The 17,274-nt window shown below is 38.5% G+C and carries 26 protein-coding genes; 6 read left to right on the top strand and 20 right to left on the bottom strand.

The window, feature by feature from the left end:
* Positions 1-147 precede the first annotated feature (147 nt).
* The 8 genes from HZC31_07320 to HZC31_07285 form a co-directional block, all read right to left on the bottom strand.
* Complete coding sequence (locus HZC31_07320) at positions 148-384, bottom strand: hypothetical protein (GenBank protein MBI5003169.1); 237 nt, start codon at positions 382-384, stop codon at positions 148-150.
* A 96-nt stretch (positions 385-480) separates the two neighbouring features.
* Positions 481-756, bottom strand: a complete 276-nt coding sequence (locus tag HZC31_07315) for a hypothetical protein (protein MBI5003168.1) — start codon at positions 754-756, stop codon at positions 481-483.
* 25 nt (positions 757-781) lie between these two features.
* Positions 782-1,150 (bottom strand): hypothetical protein, encoded by a 369-nt coding sequence (locus HZC31_07310; protein ID MBI5003167.1) that lies wholly within the window; start codon positions 1,148-1,150, stop codon positions 782-784.
* Between the two features lie 2 nt (positions 1,151-1,152).
* Positions 1,153-1,341: a hypothetical protein gene (locus tag HZC31_07305; GenBank protein MBI5003166.1), complete on the bottom strand. Its 189-nt coding sequence runs from the start codon at positions 1,339-1,341 to the stop codon at positions 1,153-1,155.
* A gap of 32 nt (positions 1,342-1,373) precedes the next feature.
* A complete protein-coding gene (locus tag HZC31_07300; GenBank protein ID MBI5003165.1) occupies positions 1,374-1,778 on the bottom strand; it encodes a type II toxin-antitoxin system VapC family toxin in 405 nt (134 codons plus the stop codon).
* Complete coding sequence (locus tag HZC31_07295) at positions 1,772-2,002, bottom strand: antitoxin VapB family protein (protein MBI5003164.1); 231 nt, start codon at positions 2,000-2,002, stop codon at positions 1,772-1,774. Before HZC31_07295 ends, HZC31_07300 begins: the two co-directional genes overlap by 7 nt.
* A gap of 96 nt (positions 2,003-2,098) precedes the next feature.
* Positions 2,099-2,551 carry a hypothetical protein gene (locus tag HZC31_07290; GenBank protein MBI5003163.1) on the bottom strand — a complete coding sequence of 151 codons (453 nt, stop codon included), beginning with the start codon at positions 2,549-2,551 and terminating at the stop codon, positions 2,099-2,101.
* Between the two features lie 38 nt (positions 2,552-2,589).
* Positions 2,590-2,817: an AbrB/MazE/SpoVT family DNA-binding domain-containing protein gene (locus HZC31_07285; protein ID MBI5003162.1), complete on the bottom strand. Its 228-nt coding sequence runs from the start codon at positions 2,815-2,817 to the stop codon at positions 2,590-2,592.
* 99 nt (positions 2,818-2,916) lie between these two features.
* On the opposite strand from HZC31_07285, the gene HZC31_07280 reads away from it, so the two are divergent.
* Positions 2,917-3,762 (top strand): hypothetical protein, encoded by an 846-nt coding sequence (locus HZC31_07280; GenBank protein MBI5003161.1) that lies wholly within the window; start codon positions 2,917-2,919, stop codon positions 3,760-3,762.
* Here HZC31_07280 and HZC31_07275 read toward each other — a convergent pair.
* Entirely contained in the window at positions 3,759-6,119 is a 2,361-nt protein-coding gene (locus HZC31_07275; GenBank protein ID MBI5003160.1) for a DNA polymerase II, read from the bottom strand. The genes HZC31_07280 and HZC31_07275 overlap by 4 nt on opposite strands.
* 365 nt (positions 6,120-6,484) lie before the next feature.
* Between HZC31_07275 and HZC31_07270 the strand changes: the two genes are divergently transcribed.
* Positions 6,485-7,288: a hypothetical protein gene (locus HZC31_07270; protein ID MBI5003159.1), complete on the top strand. Its 804-nt coding sequence runs from the start codon at positions 6,485-6,487 to the stop codon at positions 7,286-7,288.
* 3 nt (positions 7,289-7,291) lie between these two features.
* On the opposite strand, the gene HZC31_07265 is transcribed toward HZC31_07270, so the two are convergent.
* A complete protein-coding gene (locus tag HZC31_07265; protein ID MBI5003158.1) occupies positions 7,292-8,053 on the bottom strand; it encodes a ribonuclease H-like domain-containing protein in 762 nt (253 codons plus the stop codon).
* An 87-nt stretch (positions 8,054-8,140) separates the two neighbouring features.
* Here HZC31_07265 and HZC31_07260 point away from each other — a divergent pair, with 87 nt between their 5' ends.
* Together HZC31_07260 and HZC31_07255 are read left to right on the top strand one after the other, a co-directional pair.
* Positions 8,141-9,466, top strand: coding sequence for an MgtC/SapB family protein (locus tag HZC31_07260; protein MBI5003157.1), 1,326 nt, complete (start codon positions 8,141-8,143; stop codon positions 9,464-9,466).
* Positions 9,467-9,470: 4 nt separating this feature from the next.
* The gene (locus HZC31_07255) at positions 9,471-9,776 is read left to right on the top strand and encodes an MGMT family protein (GenBank protein MBI5003156.1); all 306 of its coding nucleotides are present in this window, start codon (positions 9,471-9,473) and stop codon (positions 9,774-9,776) included.
* 2 nt (positions 9,777-9,778) lie between these two features.
* Here HZC31_07255 and HZC31_07250 read toward each other — a convergent pair whose 3' ends face one another.
* The 10 genes from HZC31_07250 to HZC31_07205 all read right to left on the bottom strand — a co-directional run bounded on the left by HZC31_07250 (position 9,779) and on the right by HZC31_07205 (position 16,365).
* Complete coding sequence (locus HZC31_07250) at positions 9,779-10,120, bottom strand: hypothetical protein (GenBank protein MBI5003155.1); 342 nt, start codon at positions 10,118-10,120, stop codon at positions 9,779-9,781.
* Positions 10,117-10,350 (bottom strand): hypothetical protein, encoded by a 234-nt coding sequence (locus HZC31_07245; protein ID MBI5003154.1) that lies wholly within the window; start codon positions 10,348-10,350, stop codon positions 10,117-10,119. The genes HZC31_07250 and HZC31_07245 overlap by 4 nt, the downstream gene beginning before the upstream one ends.
* Before the next feature lie 58 nt (positions 10,351-10,408).
* Positions 10,409-10,828 (bottom strand): GNAT family N-acetyltransferase, encoded by a 420-nt coding sequence (locus tag HZC31_07240; GenBank protein ID MBI5003153.1) that lies wholly within the window; start codon positions 10,826-10,828, stop codon positions 10,409-10,411.
* Positions 10,829-10,996: 168 nt separating this feature from the next.
* Complete coding sequence (locus tag HZC31_07235; GenBank protein ID MBI5003152.1) at positions 10,997-11,728, bottom strand: alanyl-tRNA editing protein; 732 nt, start codon at positions 11,726-11,728, stop codon at positions 10,997-10,999.
* 49 nt (positions 11,729-11,777) lie between these two features.
* The gene (locus HZC31_07230) at positions 11,778-12,368 is read right to left on the bottom strand and encodes a Maf family protein (protein MBI5003151.1); all 591 of its coding nucleotides are present in this window, start codon (positions 12,366-12,368) and stop codon (positions 11,778-11,780) included.
* 43 nt (positions 12,369-12,411) lie between these two features.
* Positions 12,412-13,272, bottom strand: a complete 861-nt coding sequence (locus HZC31_07225; protein MBI5003150.1) for a DUF58 domain-containing protein — start codon at positions 13,270-13,272, stop codon at positions 12,412-12,414.
* Positions 13,273-13,325: 53 nt separating this feature from the next.
* Positions 13,326-15,050, bottom strand: a complete 1,725-nt coding sequence (locus tag HZC31_07220) for a CTP synthase (GenBank protein ID MBI5003149.1) — start codon at positions 15,048-15,050, stop codon at positions 13,326-13,328.
* A 174-nt stretch (positions 15,051-15,224) separates the two neighbouring features.
* The gene (locus HZC31_07215; GenBank protein MBI5003148.1) at positions 15,225-15,431 is read right to left on the bottom strand and encodes a hypothetical protein; all 207 of its coding nucleotides are present in this window, start codon (positions 15,429-15,431) and stop codon (positions 15,225-15,227) included.
* 47 nt (positions 15,432-15,478) lie between these two features.
* Complete coding sequence (locus tag HZC31_07210) at positions 15,479-16,096, bottom strand: M50 family metallopeptidase (protein ID MBI5003147.1); 618 nt, start codon at positions 16,094-16,096, stop codon at positions 15,479-15,481.
* A gap of 35 nt (positions 16,097-16,131) precedes the next feature.
* Positions 16,132-16,365, bottom strand: coding sequence for a hypothetical protein (locus tag HZC31_07205; GenBank protein ID MBI5003146.1), 234 nt, complete (start codon positions 16,363-16,365; stop codon positions 16,132-16,134).
* A gap of 141 nt (positions 16,366-16,506) precedes the next feature.
* On the opposite strand from HZC31_07205, the gene HZC31_07200 reads away from it, so the two are divergent.
* Positions 16,507-16,791, top strand: coding sequence for a hypothetical protein (locus HZC31_07200; GenBank protein MBI5003145.1), 285 nt, complete (start codon positions 16,507-16,509; stop codon positions 16,789-16,791).
* A gap of 9 nt (positions 16,792-16,800) precedes the next feature.
* A complete protein-coding gene (locus HZC31_07195; protein MBI5003144.1) occupies positions 16,801-17,223 on the top strand; it encodes a peptidylprolyl isomerase in 423 nt (140 codons plus the stop codon).
* Positions 17,224-17,274 lie beyond the last annotated feature (51 nt).

The raw sequence follows: 17,274 nt of genomic DNA, 5'->3' as shown, positions 1-17,274 counted from the left end.
TTTTTCCTAACTTATTTTTTCTATAACCTTTTTTAGCAATATCACTGGATTTACAGTTCAAACATTGAATGTCCATAAAAATCACCAAAACAACCTAAGAATTAACTAATATATATAGATGACGCTAAATAGACAATGTCCAAAGAATCACATCTCATATCCTTTTGACGCAGTAAATGGATCGGCGAACTCTGGATTGCCCCGCGTTCGCTTGCTATGCACTGGCGGCTTTCCTTCTTTCTCACACTTTTCGCAAAAGACGGTTTTTTTATCACGATCTATTCTGTGTTGACGACAGACATACCTTCTACAGAAATCACAAAAAATGTCTGTGTGCTCCTTGCACACATAACACCTACCATCAACATGCGTGAGATAACCCATATTAAAAATTTCATCTCCTCACTTGGTTCGGAAGAAATTTTTGAAATAGAGACTATTTACAAAAATCTTTCATGAGCGAAGCGAATGTTAAGCTTTTTATTTCAGTAATTTATCAAGTTGCTGCGTTGGTTTTTTCGGCGCTGCTGCTTGCTGTGCTGCAACATGCTTTGCCTGCGCTTCCAAATCAATGCCTAATTCTTTCAACGCTTTAATGTGCATCTGCATTAATTGCTCGACAATACTCAGGATTTTAACCATTTCTTCGCGCTCTTTTGCTAGCGTTGAAAGTGCTCCTTTATGAAATCCTACTTGTTCATCTCGACTCATTTTTGTCTGCGCCTGCTGTGCAGGTGCTGGTTTTGCTGCTGCCATGATATGGACACCTCTTTTAACCTTTTTATTTTTTATGTTTCTCAATATAGTTGAGTATTTCATCACGCAAATAAACATTAAGAGAAGTTTCCTCTGCTGCTTCTATAAGATTCTCTTTTCTTAGCTGCGTAATCATATTTTTCCTTTGAGTAAATGAATTAATAATAAAAATCTTATTCTCTATTTTATGTCTGTCAGCCATTTGATTAATGCCATTGATAAAGATTATGTAACCAAGCCCCATAGGGAGCGTAAGAAGCAATTTTATTTCTGGAATATTAATAGGAGAAATAAAAATATAATAAAAAGAAGAAACATTCATAAAAACACCTAAAAGTGTCAAGAAAAAATCATACCTTGGATTTTCAAGAAGAGGTAAATCAACTGGACTCATTATTAAGACCCTTGGATTTTTTTAACCATAGCATAGGCAAGTTCTTTCCAAAATATAAATACTACAGAGACTATAACCAGAAAAAAACCAGAATATATTACTATCTGCTTAGAACCATAAATAACCAACCCAAACCCGATTAAACTAAGAAAGACTATCATAAAATCAACAATTGCTTTTCTTGTGACCATAAAACTATCCTATATCTACTTCTATTTAAAACTTACCAAACTTGAAATTGTAAGTCTTTGATATTTACAAAGTCTTTATGATTTCTTGTGATAAGAATTGCGTTGTGGGCGATACAGATGCTTGCGATCATGAGATCTGCCTCTTGTGTTTGTTTTCCTTGTTTTTGTAGTTCTGCATATCTTTGACCGAAAATATCTGCTGCATGTTTTGTAAACTCAAGAATGTTTACTGTTTTCAAAAGAAGTTCAACCATTTCCACTCTCTCCTTTTGTCTCGAACCAAGATACGCTCCTTTAAACAATTCACATAAAACAATAGGAGTTATTGTCACAGAAACTTCCTGCTGCTCGATCTCTTGCATCTTTTGCACTACTTGTTTTTCATTTTTAAAAAAGTCAATAATTATGTTCGTATCAAGACAATAATACATTACCAATGAACCTCACGTAGCTTGAATTTTTTTCTTTCTTTTTGCAATGTTTTCATAATGAACTTTGCTTCTTCATCAGTGCCCGGCCACTTTCCTGCAAGATCCATTATCGAAGGTTTCTTTTCTTTTTCTGTTATTTTTAGAACGACATCTGAAAAAGAATCATCACCTCGTTTCAACGCTTTGAGTGTTGCGTATGCTTTGTTGGATAACGATATTACTTTGACCATTTGTTCACCTGCATACGCATATGCATACGCATGTATATAAAGGTTTTGATAAAAATCCTATCTGCTCGCGATGCTCGCAAAGGATTTTCTGGAGTTTTATGGATATGCAAAATCTTTTTCAGAAAGAATTTTTTGATTTTTGAGCTGTTGTAAAAATTCTTTAGGGGTAGAAATAAGAACTCCAGTTGTCTGCTCAAAATCTTTTGTATTGTGCGTTACTAATTGCAGCTTTTTATTCTTTGCACAGTGATATTGATACAAATCCTCAAAAGGAACATCGCTTTTTTCAAGAAGCGGCATCAGTGCTTCAAATTCAAGAGAAATGATTTGCCAGTTCCCTTGAAACAGCCATTTTATCTTTTCCTTTGCTACATTTTCTGCATTCTTCTCTTCCATATCCTTTTCTCTTTGCAACTTGTAGATGCAATAATTCATCAAGCCAAAAAATGCATTCTCTGAAATACTTGCATGAATTTTCTTTGCATGGACACTCTTTATGATAAGAAGCGAAGAAAGAGGAACCTGCTCTTCAAATAGAATTTTTCGCATGTAATGAAAAAGAATATTCTTATCTAAAAAGACTGAGATCATACAAATATTTCTCCTTCTTCACGCAATTGATGATCTAATCGCTTTTGCTTTACCTCTTCATAATGCGCAAGTTCATTGAAGTGCATTTTTTCCAGAATCAGTTTTCCTGCAGTTTCTTTGACAAGGATTCTATTTCCTACTTCTAAATGCAATGCCTTCCGAAATCTCTTTGGAATTACAATTTGCCCTCGTGGCGCAATCTTGACAACTTCCTGATGAATCATATAGTATGATAATCATACTTTCTATATAAATATTGTTATCTCTATGCTTATTCATTGCAAAGTGACAAATTATATAAATCAAGCTTATCTTCTTGCTTTATGATAGAAAATCCATATGTTTTTGCTGAACCTGCTTATCGGGAGAAATTTCTTCTACATGAGCGAAGTGAGCTTGTTGATAGAATCATGGCAACAGCGCATGCAGGAAGAGATATCATTATCTCTGGAAGACCACACGTTGGAAAAACAAGCATTATGTATGAAGTCCGAAGAAGAGAACAGGAGTATATTACTTTGAAGCTCGTACAGACAGAGAATAGTTTTGGAAAAGACCATCTTAAAAATAGAATTCATCGTTCTTTAGAAGAATATCTCCAAAGGATTTCTGCTGCTGTGGAACTTCCCTCTCCTGAACACGATTTTGAAACATATTTCTCTACCCTCAATCGAACATTGGCTACGAGAGGGCAAACATTGGTTTTTATGCTTGATGAGTGCACAAAATATCTTCGCCACACTTCATATAAGGGTAGTCCTTCAACAGATAAGGATATTGCAGTCTCTGCGCATTTTAAGGATCTCCATGATATTGCGCGAGAAACTACCAACATCAGATGGATGCTTCAGATTCACAAGCCAACTGCGGTATATGACATTCTTGCGCGAGACGCTGCTCCTCTTCTTGCACATTATGTTGAATATGAAATACCATTATTTACACGAGCACAAACCCACCAAGTTATCCAAACGCTTGGAGCACAATGTTTTGATTTTACACAAGATGCATTAGATTTAATTCATGACACAAGTGAGGGCGACCCTTTGTACGCTGTAAAAATGTGTAGTTATATTTTTAAGAGATTCTACCCCTATGAAAAAGCAACAAAAAAACCACTTGTCACGAAAGCTATTGTCAATGAGTTTGAGTGGGAACGTCTTCTCTAAAACTCAAACAAACTTTTCTGTTTTTTTCCTGAAACAACATCTTCAAAATTCTGATTAAAGAAAAGAAGAATGGAATCCGCAATCGGCTTCAACTGCTTGTCCACATAATGCTCGTAATCTATTTTTGACTTCAACTTTTGCAGCGGCTCTGGACCATTTTCTGTGATGTAATACTCGATGATGTTGGATTCTATTTTATCGAGAAGCCGCGCTGCCTTGACATGCGGCGGTGTTGTTTTCGTATAGCCTTCTACCTCTTTACTTAATGATTTTTTGTATATGAGAAGGTCATCATGCTTTCCTCCTCTGACTTCCTCGACAAACTTTTTGATGTACGGAATGACTTCCTGCTTCGCAAATATTTTCTTTAAGAGCGTGATTTGGAATTGTTTCGCGCACTCTGTCCAATCCCTTCTTACTGTTTCTAATCCAACAATATCGAGTTTTTCCTCTTTTCCATCTGTCCGCATCCCCGCATACCGCTTCTTTGCGCCAACTTCTGTGCCACGAATCTTTGGCATGATAAATCGGCTGTATACTTTTTCAAACTGCAACTCTAAATACGATTCTCTGTGGCATTGTTCTTTTACTTTTTTCTTGAAATGGACATTAATACCGCGCGCAATCTTTTCTCCAACTTTACTTGCATCTTCGTAATTATCTTTCTTTGTTTCAATAAAAATTGAATCTGTGTCTCCATAAATGACCTTGTAGCCTGTTTTTTCGACTTCTTCTGCGGATTCCTTTACAATTTCCTGACCCCAGCTTGTGATTGCGCTCGCCATCTCTAAGCTATAAAATCTGCACATTGGACTTGCGAGCACACCATAGAAGGAGTTCATGGTAATCTTGATCGCATAACTTGCCACCGCGTCTTTTTTCTTTTTTGCTTCATCGCGCTGCTCCCAAAGCCGCTGAATTAACAACGGAAGAATTCCCGCTTCATTGCGAAACTTTGCGCCATTTGGCGCAACAATTGTTCCATCTTTTTGAAATGATAATGGGTCGATATTGAATGTTCTGATGATACTGGGATACAGACTTTTGAAGTCGCAAACAATAATATAATCGTAAATTCCTGGCATTGATTCTCGCACAAAACCTCCTTTGATTCTTTCTTCTCCTTCGCTGTACGCGGATCCCTGACAAACATAGCCTCGCTTTCTTGCTTCACGAATATATAATGAGTCCAGCGATGCAATGGATGCGTTGACTCGATCAATCTGCATTCCTGTTAACATCGAACGTTGAATGACCAGATTAATGAGGTCTTTTGCTTCCAGAATTTCCAGCACCAGCTCCGCGTCTTTTTCGTTGTATTTTACTAACGTGAGCGGATCATGCTTGAACAATTCTTCGATCTGCGCTCCTTTTCCCAGCTTGTGCTTATTTTCTGTGTTGTTACTTGAGAAATCTAGCGCTTTCTTTTTTCCAATGATTGTTTTTGCCGCAGTATCTAATTTGTAATCATCGAGTTTGATGAACGAATTTTTGAGAAGAGCTATTCCATCTAAAACTTGTCTGCCCACAATCGTGACACTGGACTCTTTGAAGAACAGTGATTCAATTCTGACTTTTGTTTCTTCTTCCGCGCGGCCAATTTGAAATGGAATTCTGTAGTGCTTGCAGCGGTCTCGTATTACTCTGAAATCAAAGTCAACGACATTCCATCCAGTTATTATGTCGGGGTCAATTTCATTCACTATTTTTTGGAACGCTTCGAGCATATCTTTTTCTGTATGACAGGTTTCTGTATGCTGATATTCTACTTTGTGTTTTGCCACAATGAAATTCTTTCTGATTGTCTTTTCTTCTTTGTACTTTCTTGCCGCGATCGCGATGGAGAAAATTTCTTCTGTGTTCATACTTGTCTCAATGTCAAATGAGAGGACTGTCAGTTTTGGGGAATGGATTGTTGCTTTGGTGATGGTTGGTTCTGTGTAGATTCTGTTGACCAGCTTTGTTGTTTCAAACGCTCCCTCAATCTCGATGTTTCCGAGAAGTTCTTTGTCAATAATTGTTCTGTACACAAAACGAATATCTGCTTCGTAACACTGGATTCCATTGTCTTCAAACTCTTTTCTAAGTTTTGGAACAGTTGGCGGAACATCAACGAGAATTTTGATGACTGGCTGCTCCTGAAAGTCTTTCATGTTGCAGTCTTCTACACTGATGTTGAGCTTTTCTTTTTTGAGGAGCTCTTCTGCTTTTTCTTGATCTGCTTTTTTTATGAAGAAGTAGGGTCGTGTTTCGTTTATCGTGAGGAAGGATTCGCCGTTTTCTAAGCGACCATAAAAATAGAGATATGCCTTATTGTCTTTAATTCTGTAGGTTGGATCGATGATGAATCCTTTCATGGAGTTTGATTTGTTTGTGCTTTTTTATAGTTTCTCTATTGTTCTCATTCTTCTTACTCTATTGATAGAAGGATTGCATTGAATATACTATCCTCTCAATAATAATAATAATAATACCCCAAAGTGCCACTTCTTCTTTTGAAGTGGCACTTTGGGTCCCCACTGCGTTCATGCAGTGGGGCGTTTATTTTCTATTATTGGCGATTTAAAAAAAGACTGTTTTTACTTATAATCAAGAACATAAATAATTAATGAGAAAATGTTCTTGATTGAATAGTTGAGAACATATTATAATATTAATTATTTGTGTTCTCAACCATAATTCACAAATTTTAAATAGAGAGGAAGACGCGCAAATAGTTGAGATGATTACAAAGAAAAAGACACTGCTTTTTTTGACGCTGATAATTCTTTTACTTCTCTTACTATCCTGCAAACAGAAAGAATCTTCTGAAAGCACTCAAAAAACAAAAGAGATTGAAACAGGCGATCTCTTTGATGATGTATTGAGCGGCGCAAATACTGCTGATACTGACGCAACTGAAGAAGAAACTCAAGAAAGTAGCGAAGAAACGACAAGCGATGATCAAGAAACTTCTGACGAAGAGGATTCAGAAATTGATTACGCTGCTCCTGCATGCGATGATTCTATCTGCACATATTACGAAACATTCAGCTCATGCCCTGAAGATTGCAACAAGCTTGAGGACACAACACTTTATGATTATCCTGCTTTCCTTGATGACCCTATTATTGTTGTTGGAGATGACGCGCCTTCCACAGATGTTATTACCGCGACAGTTATCAGCACATACTTGATTACGCACGACATTACTGCGGAAACAAAACTCGCAAGCGAAGTGACTGACTTTACCTCTAACGATCTTATTTTGATTGGCAATCCCTGCGAAAACGCGGCAATCGCGGAGCTCCTTCATTACGACAGCGATAGTTGTAGCGATGTCGTTACTGACATGAATAACGCAGTCATCAAACTGCTTGTTTTTGAGAATAATGAAATTATTATTATTACTGGCTACGATAATGGAGACACCAAAGACGCAAGCAAAATGTTGACCACCGATGGAACATACAACTTGAATGGCGCAGAAGAATGGGTCAATTTGGATAGCGATGGAGACATTAACGTGTATTTCTCGAAGAATTGATACTTACTGGATTATAGGATTTTCAAACACTTTCTTCCCCAATTCTTTCACTGCAAAATCCGCCAATGGCTTGAGATTGACAATATCCTCTTCATTATATTTGACGAGGAGTTCAAGATACCTTTCCTGCCCTGTTGCTTTGTACATATTCCAAAAATACACCGCGTCACTGCCATTGACATCGCGGACTTCTTCCGCACGCTTTATTCCCAACTGCTTTTCGATGCTCTTCAAACCGCCTGTGTATCCTACTTTCGCAAGGACATGACGAAGATCCATATGCGCGATATTAGGGATAGTATTTGGATAATAACGGTTTATGACTGGTAGATCAAAACTTGAACCATTGAATGTAATGATCATTTTGTATTGCCGCAAAAGATCTTTGAGTAGTTGGAGATTGAGGTTTTTTCCTTTAATCATTGTTTTTGTTTCTCTGCCATCATAAATGCCAATCACGGTGATATCCCCATAATACCCACTTGTTTCTATATCTAAAAAACATGCCTGCTCTTTGAAGAAATTATAGAGACGCCAATGCTCTTGTTTTGGGAACAATGTACTCAAGGTTTGTACGTCATCATCAACGACTGCTTTCTTTGCGTGATGAATTTGCTGATCGTAAAATATTTTTCTTGTTTTTCCAATGCCCTGAATGTCCTTGGTCTCTAAAAAATTATCCCATGTGTGAATTTTCTGTTCCCAAATCTTCTTTTCTGACGCATGGCTGACCTTGTTCAAGAAAATGAAACTATTTTTGAGCATAAAATTTTAGTGATGGCAAAATATATAAAGGTATTTCTTCAGTGAGCGGTAGTAAATATTACATATACAAAAAAAAGAGGTGGGGAAGTGATAGAACTCGGACTTTTTGAAAACTTCGGCATTGCACTTCTTCTCGGTCTCATTGTTGGTCTTGAAAGAGAATTTCAGCATCAACAGCAGAAAGTACAGGATTTTGCGGGGATTCGAACATTTACTCTCATTGCGCTCTTTGGCTGGCTTGTCGGTTTTGTCGCGCAACAAATAGGAAGCTTCGAACTTGTTTTGCTCGGCACGGCAGGAATGATTCTCTTTTCCATCGCAGGATATATTGCTGTTGTCTGGAAGGGGAAAGGAATCGGCGCAACAAGCGAAATTTCCACGATTATTGTTTTCTTATCCGGCATCATTATCGCATACAACTACATTCTTATTGCTGTCATTTCAGTCATACTTATGACCACTATCCTTTCCTACAAATACACCCTTCACAAATTCGCACAAAAACTTGCTCTTGATGAAATTCACGCGGGATTGAAGCTGGGCATCATTTCCGCTGTTGTCCTTCCTTTATTGCCGAATAAAGCATACTCTCCATTAGACATTCCTGTTTTACGGGAGATTATTAGCTTGTTTCCTTCTGTCAAAACAATTCTCATCACTACACAAATTTTTAATCCATTTAAGATATGGCTTATGGTGGTGTTTATCTGCGCAATTTCGACCATTGGATACATCCTCATTAAAACACTTGGCGCAAAAAAAGGAATTGGTTTAATAGGAGCAGTCGGCGGCTTAGTCTCTTCTACTGCTGTCACAAGCGCACTTTCTGAAAGCTCCAAAAAAAGCAAGTGGTATTACACATTCGCCTTCGGCGTTATTATTGCGTGGGTAATCATGTTTTTCCGTGTCTTCTTTATTACGCTCATTTTAAACAAAAATGTTTTCATATCCTTGCTCCTTCCTCTTGGGATTATTCTTCTTGCTTCTCTTTGCTGTGGATTTTATCTCTTCTCTCAGCGAACTCCTCCTGGAAAGAAAGCTGAGACCGCTGTTGCTTTCCAAAGCCCATTTGCGTTGCTTCCCGCACTCAAAATAGGAGCGTTTTTTGTTTTCGCACTGTTTATTACAAAACTCTTACAAGCGCTTCTTGGAAGCTCTGGCATTTACTTTGCGAGTTTTTTGGCGGGATTCGCAGACATTGACGCTGTTGTCATTTCCATGGTTACCCTTACGTCTGCTGGCGAGATTACAAGTTCTATCGCGGCGCTGGGTATTGTTTTGGCAGCACTCAGTAATACCATCACCAAAGCAGCAATCGCGTATTTATTTGGCGGCAAACAATTTGCCAAAAAAGTGCTTATTTGCACCGCGATTATCGTTGCAGCAGGAATCCTTGCTGTTCTTGTCCTTTAACATGATAACTCCATTCCAAGAAAAAGTATACGCAATCTTGAAGAATGTCCCTTCCGGATATGTGACGACGTATAAAGAAATTGGAAAAGCTCTTGGAAAAGATGGGAATGTCTATCGCGCAATAGGGCAGGCGTTGAACAAGAATCCATTTGCCCCTGCTGTGCCTTGTCATCGCGTTGTTTGTTCTGATGGTTCTCTTGGCGGATTTGCGCATGGTGGTCGTGCGAAAATTGCACTGTTGAAGAAAGAAGGTGTTGCTGTTGTTGCGGGGAAAATTGTTGATTTTGAGAAGAAGGTGTGGAGATTTTAGTTTTATTCAATCTCAACTTTATTCTTTGCTCTTTCTATAACAATTTTATAATCATGAAATAACTCCATCCCCGCCAATGAAAAATCTGCTTCTGTGGATAAAATAATCACTTCTTTTTCCTTATTAAGAAAGGCAAGTTTTGCTTTATATACATTTGTTACGTTTCCTTCTCCACTTGCCATAAGATAATCAGTTACACCCACTTGTTCTAAGTGTAAATCATCAATAATATTCTGAGGAAGCATGAGCTGTCCTGTAAAACCAGTATCAACAATTACTTCTATCTTCTTTTGTTTTAGCGATAAAACTATTGCAGGTGTTCCAAAAACAAAAAAACCTTTCATCTCTTTGCACCAACAAAATGTGTAGAACGAAAACCTACTCTTTTGAAGATAAATTGCTTTTTAGGATGCTGCTTTATCGCTTCATTATATGCTTCAAGCTCTGATTCTCCAATATAATAATCTCCGCTTTCTCCATCAATCGCAATAATTTTTCCTTTGTATTTTTCTGATAACCTTTGATTTATCTTTTCAAATATTTCATTTGCTTTTTTTAGGATAATGGTGTCCATGATGTAAAAGATAGTATAACAAATATTTAAACTTTTACTCCTTTTTGCTGATTGCTGTTTAGTTCACTTCCTTTCGCATGTACACTTTCTTTCCAATGACATCAAACCCATGACTCTGATAGAGTTTTTTCGCGATGTCATTCTCGTCTCGGACCGCAACATCGAGAAATTTTAGGTTGCGTTTCCTGCATTCTGCTTCTGCGAACGCGAGAAATCTCTTTCCTACTCCCTTATTTCTGTATTCTTCCTTAATGATTAATCGCTCGACATACAAGAATTCTTTTCCATCTCGCTTCTTTTGCATGAGATCCATTTTTCCGATGATTTCATTGTTGTATTCCGCTACCACAATCAGATTTCCCTGCTCTTGGAAATTTCTGAGTGTTCTTGGCGTATCAAGACCCCAGTCTTCTGATTTATGGAGCTGAATGATTGCTGGATATTCTGCTTCTTTTGCTTCGCGGAAGATGATGTTCATGGTCTCACCATTATTTTGTATTTGATTTTTCTTTTTTGATACTGATTTTCTTTTTATTACCATAATACCCCATTGCACTTTTGTGCAATGGGTCCCCCTGACAGTTTTGCTTTGCTCGTGCGTGTTCGTATTCAGCGAGGCGATTTTTTATAAGCATTTTTAGCGACTTCAACCGACTAGTTTGAAATAAAGCCTTCGATTACTCTTTCCTTTATTCTCGCACTTGATTAGTTCAATCTTTCCAATTTCTTTTGTGTTCTTCACGTGCGTGCCACCATCTGCCTGCGTGTCAATATTTCCTATTTTCACCACACGGATTTCATTGACACCCTGCTTTAATCCCATCGCAAGCTTGGAAAGCTCTGGAATCTTTTCCGCTTCAATTCTTGGCATGAACGAGACTTCTATTTCCTGATTTGTCGCGAGCAGCGCATTTGCTTTATTGATGTATTCTTGTATCTTTTCTCTGTCAAATGTTTCCAGACTGAAATCAATTCTTGATTGATCCAAGTTCAGTTGGTTTCCTGTGATGAACGCTCCTGTTTCTTTAATGAACACTGCACTGAGAACGTGGCACGCGGTGTGCATTTTTTGCAGTTGATATCTGCGCTGCCAGTCTATTTTTCCTTGAACTATATCTCCTGGCTGAAGATCTTCATGATCTACCTGATGACTTATTTGTCCGTTGACATTTGCGGTGAAAAGGACAGTGAATACTTTGCTGTCTTTGATTCGTGTTATTATTCCTGTATCATGCGGCTGCCCACCACCTGTTGGATAAAATACTGTTTGATCGAGAACGATGAAAACTGCTTTCTCTGTTTCATCTTTATTGACTTCTATGACTGTCGCTGTGCAGTCTGTCAGATAACTATTCGTGTGATAGAGGAGTTTTGTCATAGATACAGGAGAATAAGGAATAATATAAAAAATATGCGGTCAATTTGTTTCAAATCTCAAATCCATTCTCCTGCAACACTGGAATTATTTTTTCCATTGGAATCGCGTGGAACATCCCATGACTTCCCTCTACTCTCGCGCAATGGCGAAGGTAGAATGAACTGCCAATATTGAAGCCACCTGAACACTTGTAGGCAAGCGTGTTTGGATCCGCGAGATATTTTTCTATTGCTGCATCGTTGATGGGCATATAATCGAAATGTAGTTCATCATAGCCACTCCAGCTCTGTCCTGTTTTCGCGTTAATGACACACCAGCCACTAATTTGCGTATCTCTGCTATTTGACGCTGCTTTAATCATGGTAAACGCTTCTTCTTTTGTTTTTGGTTTTCCATACGATACGCCTTGTCTTAGATTTTGTGAGTCAGAACTGATGATAAGAATGTCTTGTCCTTTATATTTTGTCATAAGTGCATTTGCTTTTGCTTCAGAGAGTTTGACGACTCTTTCTTTTGGATCTTGATAGATCGCTTCTAACGCTTCTTCATCAAGTTCAGGAGGGTCTTTTGTGTACTCGAGATTTAGTTTATCAAATAACATCGTGCGAATCCAAGAATTGCTTGCAAGGATGAGTTTCATGAAAAGTTGGGATGATTTGATTTTTATAAAGATGATTGTCGCATTAAGGCATACGAATAATCCGATAGAAATTCTCAAAAACATCCACATCAGTTACCACTTGATAGAAATGCGCGCCTGCTTTATTACAAAGATCATGCACCTGTTCTGTATGCTCATTGAGTTTGCCTTGATATGTTTGTCTCAGCCGTTTACTGATATATGTTCGAAGCACTGTGTTTGACTCCGCGTCATGCAAATTGACATCTCCTTCAATTTTTAGTTCTACTTCATCTCTGTCTAATACTTGGATGATTTTAATTTCATTTTTAGCGCCCAAGCGCAACAATCCCTTGCGAATCTCTTCCGCGTTAATCAGAAAATCGCTGATGACAATAACTATTGATTTTGAATGGATGAGTTCTTTGTATCGTCGCATGCTATATTCAAATCGTGATTCTCCTTTAACCTGGGATTTCTTTAAACTCTCCACAATCGACGCAATCTGCGACATTCCTTTACTCGGGCGCAAAAAAGTGAGATCCTCCGCAAATGTTGAAAACACAAACTTATCGTTATGTCTCTGCGTGAGATACGCAAACGCCAATCCTAACATTGCGCCGTATTCAAACTTCGTTGTTTTATTTCCAAAATCCATGCTTGTGGAGCGGTCAAGAATAATATGCGTTGTTAACGATCGATCTTCTTCAAACAATTTAATGTAATCTTTATCTGTTCTTGCGTACAATCTCCAATCCAAAAATCTGATGTCATCCCCTTTTGTATACTGACGGTAATCAGTTATGGTGAGTCCACGTCCTTTTGCAATAGAAGGTCTTGTTCCTGCCATTGTTGAGGTGATTCGCTTCTTGACAAGAAGGCTCAGCCTGTTGAGCTGCGGTAAAAAGGAAATGTCAATTGCCATGAGAAATTTTAAGAATTAGTTCTATAAAAATGTATTGCTTAGGGGCGCTGCATTCATTTCTCCAAACACGCCTTAATAAATCCCTGATACATCGGATTTGGATGCAACGGTCTGCTTGTGAACTCTGGATGAAATTGCGAACCCATAAAGAATTTCTGATTTGGCAATTCTAATATTTGCATAATCGGATGATTTGGCGCTTTGCCAGAAAACACAAGCCCATGCTTTTCTAATACAGAGATATACTCTGGATTGACTTCATATCGATGACGAAAGCGTTCTCTGCAAGTATCTTTCTTGCCATAAAGCTCCCACGCTTTTGTGCCTTTTCTGACTTCTACATCGCGCACGCCAAGACGCATGTTGCCGCCAAGACCTTCAATCTGTTTTTGCTCTGGCAAAATATCAATAACCTGATGCGCTGTGTTTGGCGCAACTTCTGTTGTATGCGCATCTTTCAAACCACAAACATTTCTCGCAAACTCAATCACTGCCATCTGAAACCCATAACACAATCCAAGATAAGGAATATTATTTTCCCGCACCCACCTGAGACACATGATTTTTCCTTCGACGCCCCGCTTCCCAAATCCACCAGGAACAACAATGCCCGCAACTCCTTCCAACTCTTTTTCCACTGTTGTTTTTCCTTCTTCAATCGCTGTTGTTTCAATCCACTTGATATCTATATCCACATTATTATGCATTCCCGCATGCTGCAACGCGTGAATGACTGACGCATACGCATCGCGAATCATCGTGTACTTTCCTGTAATGCCAATCGTGATTTTCTTTGGCGTATTTAATTTCGCGAGCATTGTTTTCCATGCTTCTTTGTTTTTTTCCATTGCTTCTTTGCTGACGCGTTTTTCTAGTTTCAGATGTTTTACCACATACTCATCGATTTTCGCGTCACGAAGTAATTGAGGAAGCAGATAAATAGATTTGACATCGTGCATACTGACCACTCTTTCTATTGGAACGTTAGAGTAAATACTTATTTTCTCTCGGACTTTTTCGGTCACTGGATGCTCTGACCTGCAAGCAATAACGTCTGGCTGAATCCCGAGCTCCATGAGTTTTTTTATTCCCAGTTGCGCTGCTTTTGATTTCTGCTCTCCAAGAATTCCCGAATTAATGATGTAGGTTAAGCCGACAAAGCAAATGTTCTCTTTTCCTTCTTCGTAAATCATTTCCCGGATTGCTTCCATATAATGCGAATTTTCCAAATCTCCTACTGTGCCTCCCACTTCAACGAAAATAATATCCGCGTTTTTCGTGACCGCAAGCGTTCTTAATCTGCGTTTTATTTCCGCAGTCACATGCGGAATAATTTGAACATCCCTTCCCAGATATTCTCCTTTTCGTTCTTTTTCAAGCACTGTGGTGTAGATTTGACCTGTTGTCATGAAATTATCTTTGCTGAGACTCTTATTGAGAAATCGTTCATAGGTTCCCAAATCCATGTCTGTTTCTGTGCCATCTTCCAATACAAAGACTTCGCCATGACGGAAGGGATTTAGTGTTCCTGAATCGAGATTCAAGTACCCTTCCATTTTTATTGGCTCTATTCTGAATCCTTTATCCTGCATTAATTTTGCAAGGCTGCTCGAGAAAATTCCTTTTCCTAACCCAGACATGACTGTTCCAAAGACAAAAACATATTTTGTTTTTCCTTTTTCATACCCTTTGACAATAGGTGTATAGAATTCGTGTTCGTCAGAGACTGCCGCAACTTCCTGAAGGAGCTCTTCTGTGGATTTTTGGTGTTGCTGCATTATGGAGGTATTGCATGAAGAGTTTAAATAATTTGTTGTAGGATTATGTCATGAAGAAAATAATAATGGTAAGGATTGTTATAATTCCTAAAAGAATCGCTGTTCTTCTTTCCGCAAGAATAATTCCCACACTTTCTACAAATACTGCAAGCAAAGAGACTAATTGCGTATCTATCATTTTCCAATCAACCTCGTGAGACTTAATAATGTAACACCACCAGCAAGGACAAAACCACCCAATATTGAAGTCACTTCATCCTTTGTATAACGAATCAAACCCGCACCAAGCAAAAGAAGAGCAAACCCAATAACATCTAAGCTCAGAATGAGCGTGTTTATTCTTCCTTGCCTTTCATTCATTATTTTCATCTTTCCACTCATTACTTCCATAATACAACGCTTCTATATAAATTTTTTTTAATTTACTCTTATCCATTGAAATACCAGACAATTCCTTCCAACACTTTCGCGCCGTCAAAAAATCCTAACGGAATCATGTTGAAGATGAATAAAAATCCATTGATGTATCGTGTTGCAGCAAGAATCTGCATTGTTCTTGTTGATATTGCGATTGGCTTAAATTTCAGAATAAACCAGCAGGTGAACCATAACACAAAATTCAGAAATGGACCCGCGAACGCAATTGTCGCAGACTGAATTGGTGTTGCCGCTCCACTAAAACTCACATAGCCAGGCACAAAAAAAATAAAGCCTGTGTTCAGGAGTTTCATGATGACTCCAAAACTCAGCCAGAAATACGCCGCATGAAATGTTGCCTGAAGTCCATACGAAATCGCGACCAATTTGTGCGCAAGCTCGTGAAAAATAACCGCTGGCGCTGTAATGAGACAGGCAAGCCAAAAAGTACTCCAATTGAAGCTACTGACTTTTTTTCCTAACGCATTTTGGTAATACGCCACTGGATCTTCGACGTAGGATTTGACTGTGTGACGGATATTTTGCAATCCAAAGCTATCCATAAAAATAAACCCTACTCCGATGGTCATCATGATGACATCAAAGAGTTCTTTCAACGTGAAAAGCATAGAAGAGTGTTTTGGAAGGGGGTATTTATAGTTTGTTACCTTCGTTCATATTTTTCTGAAAATGTTAATTGATATTGTGTTGTGAGAAGTTGACCTAACACATCAACGAGTGCGTCTGGATTTGTTGTTTGCGTTCTGAGATACGCAGTGCTATATTGCGCAAGTCCTTCCACTGTTTCAACGCCAAGCTTTGTGACAAGTCGCATTGCCCGCAATCCAATGTCATCGTTTTCGATCTGTCTTACCAGTTGAAATATAGGTGTTGTCATATCCTAAAGAAAGTGGGGTTGTTTTATATAGGTTATTGTAAAATTGAGGGGTTTCTAGCCCATAAAACATATAAATCAAACAGCGTTTTTTCCCATTAATAAGGAATCACATTCTTCTGTGCTCTTTCTTATGGAGATACAATGGTAGGGACATATTACGAAGGATCTGGAGCAACATTAGATGCTGCATTACGCTGTTTTAAAGGAGAACAACCAATAGAGCGCTTTGACGCACCGCAATTCTTAGTAGAAATATTTAGAACAGGCAACGATGGCGAACGTGTTGCTAGCGTTACGAGCGGACGATCTTATGATCATGTCTTAGGACTTGCACAGCATATTGCAGACCTAAACACACGAGGAGCGTATACTTGTGGTCTTTCAGGATATCGCACGAGAGTCACTGTTCGTGGCTATTATCAGTAGGAGGAAAAAATGGCAATAAAAGAAGGAAGCAAAGTCACCTTACACTATACAGGAACACTTGACGATGGCAGTGTTTTTGACAGTAGCGAAGGACGAGATCCGCTCACCTTTACTGTTGGACAACATCAAGTTATCTGCGGTTTTGAAGAAGGCGTTGAAGGATTGAATACTGGCGATGAAAAGAAGATTGACATCACTCCAGAACACGGCTACGGACCAAAGCATGAACAGATGGTACAGAAAGTTCCAAAGGAATTGTTCAAAGACTTTTCTCCTGAAAAAGGACAGCAGATTGGTCTCATGAGCAAAGAAGGACAGCAAATGATGGCAACTGTTATTGACGCTGATGACAAGATGGTTACTTTAGATCTAAATCATCCGCTTGCTGGAAAGAACTTGCACTTTCAGGTCAAGATTGTTAGTGTGGAGTAGATTTTTTTTTATTATTTTCGCTTCTTTTATTTTCTTTCTTCTATACATGTC

It is taken from the genome of Candidatus Woesearchaeota archaeon, assembly GCA_016214075.1.
Classification (GTDB): domain Archaea; phylum Nanobdellota; class Nanobdellia; order Woesearchaeales; family DSVV01; genus JACRPI01.
Note: the sequence above shows the minus strand (reverse complement) of the source record. Positions and strands in the feature narration are given on the sequence as shown.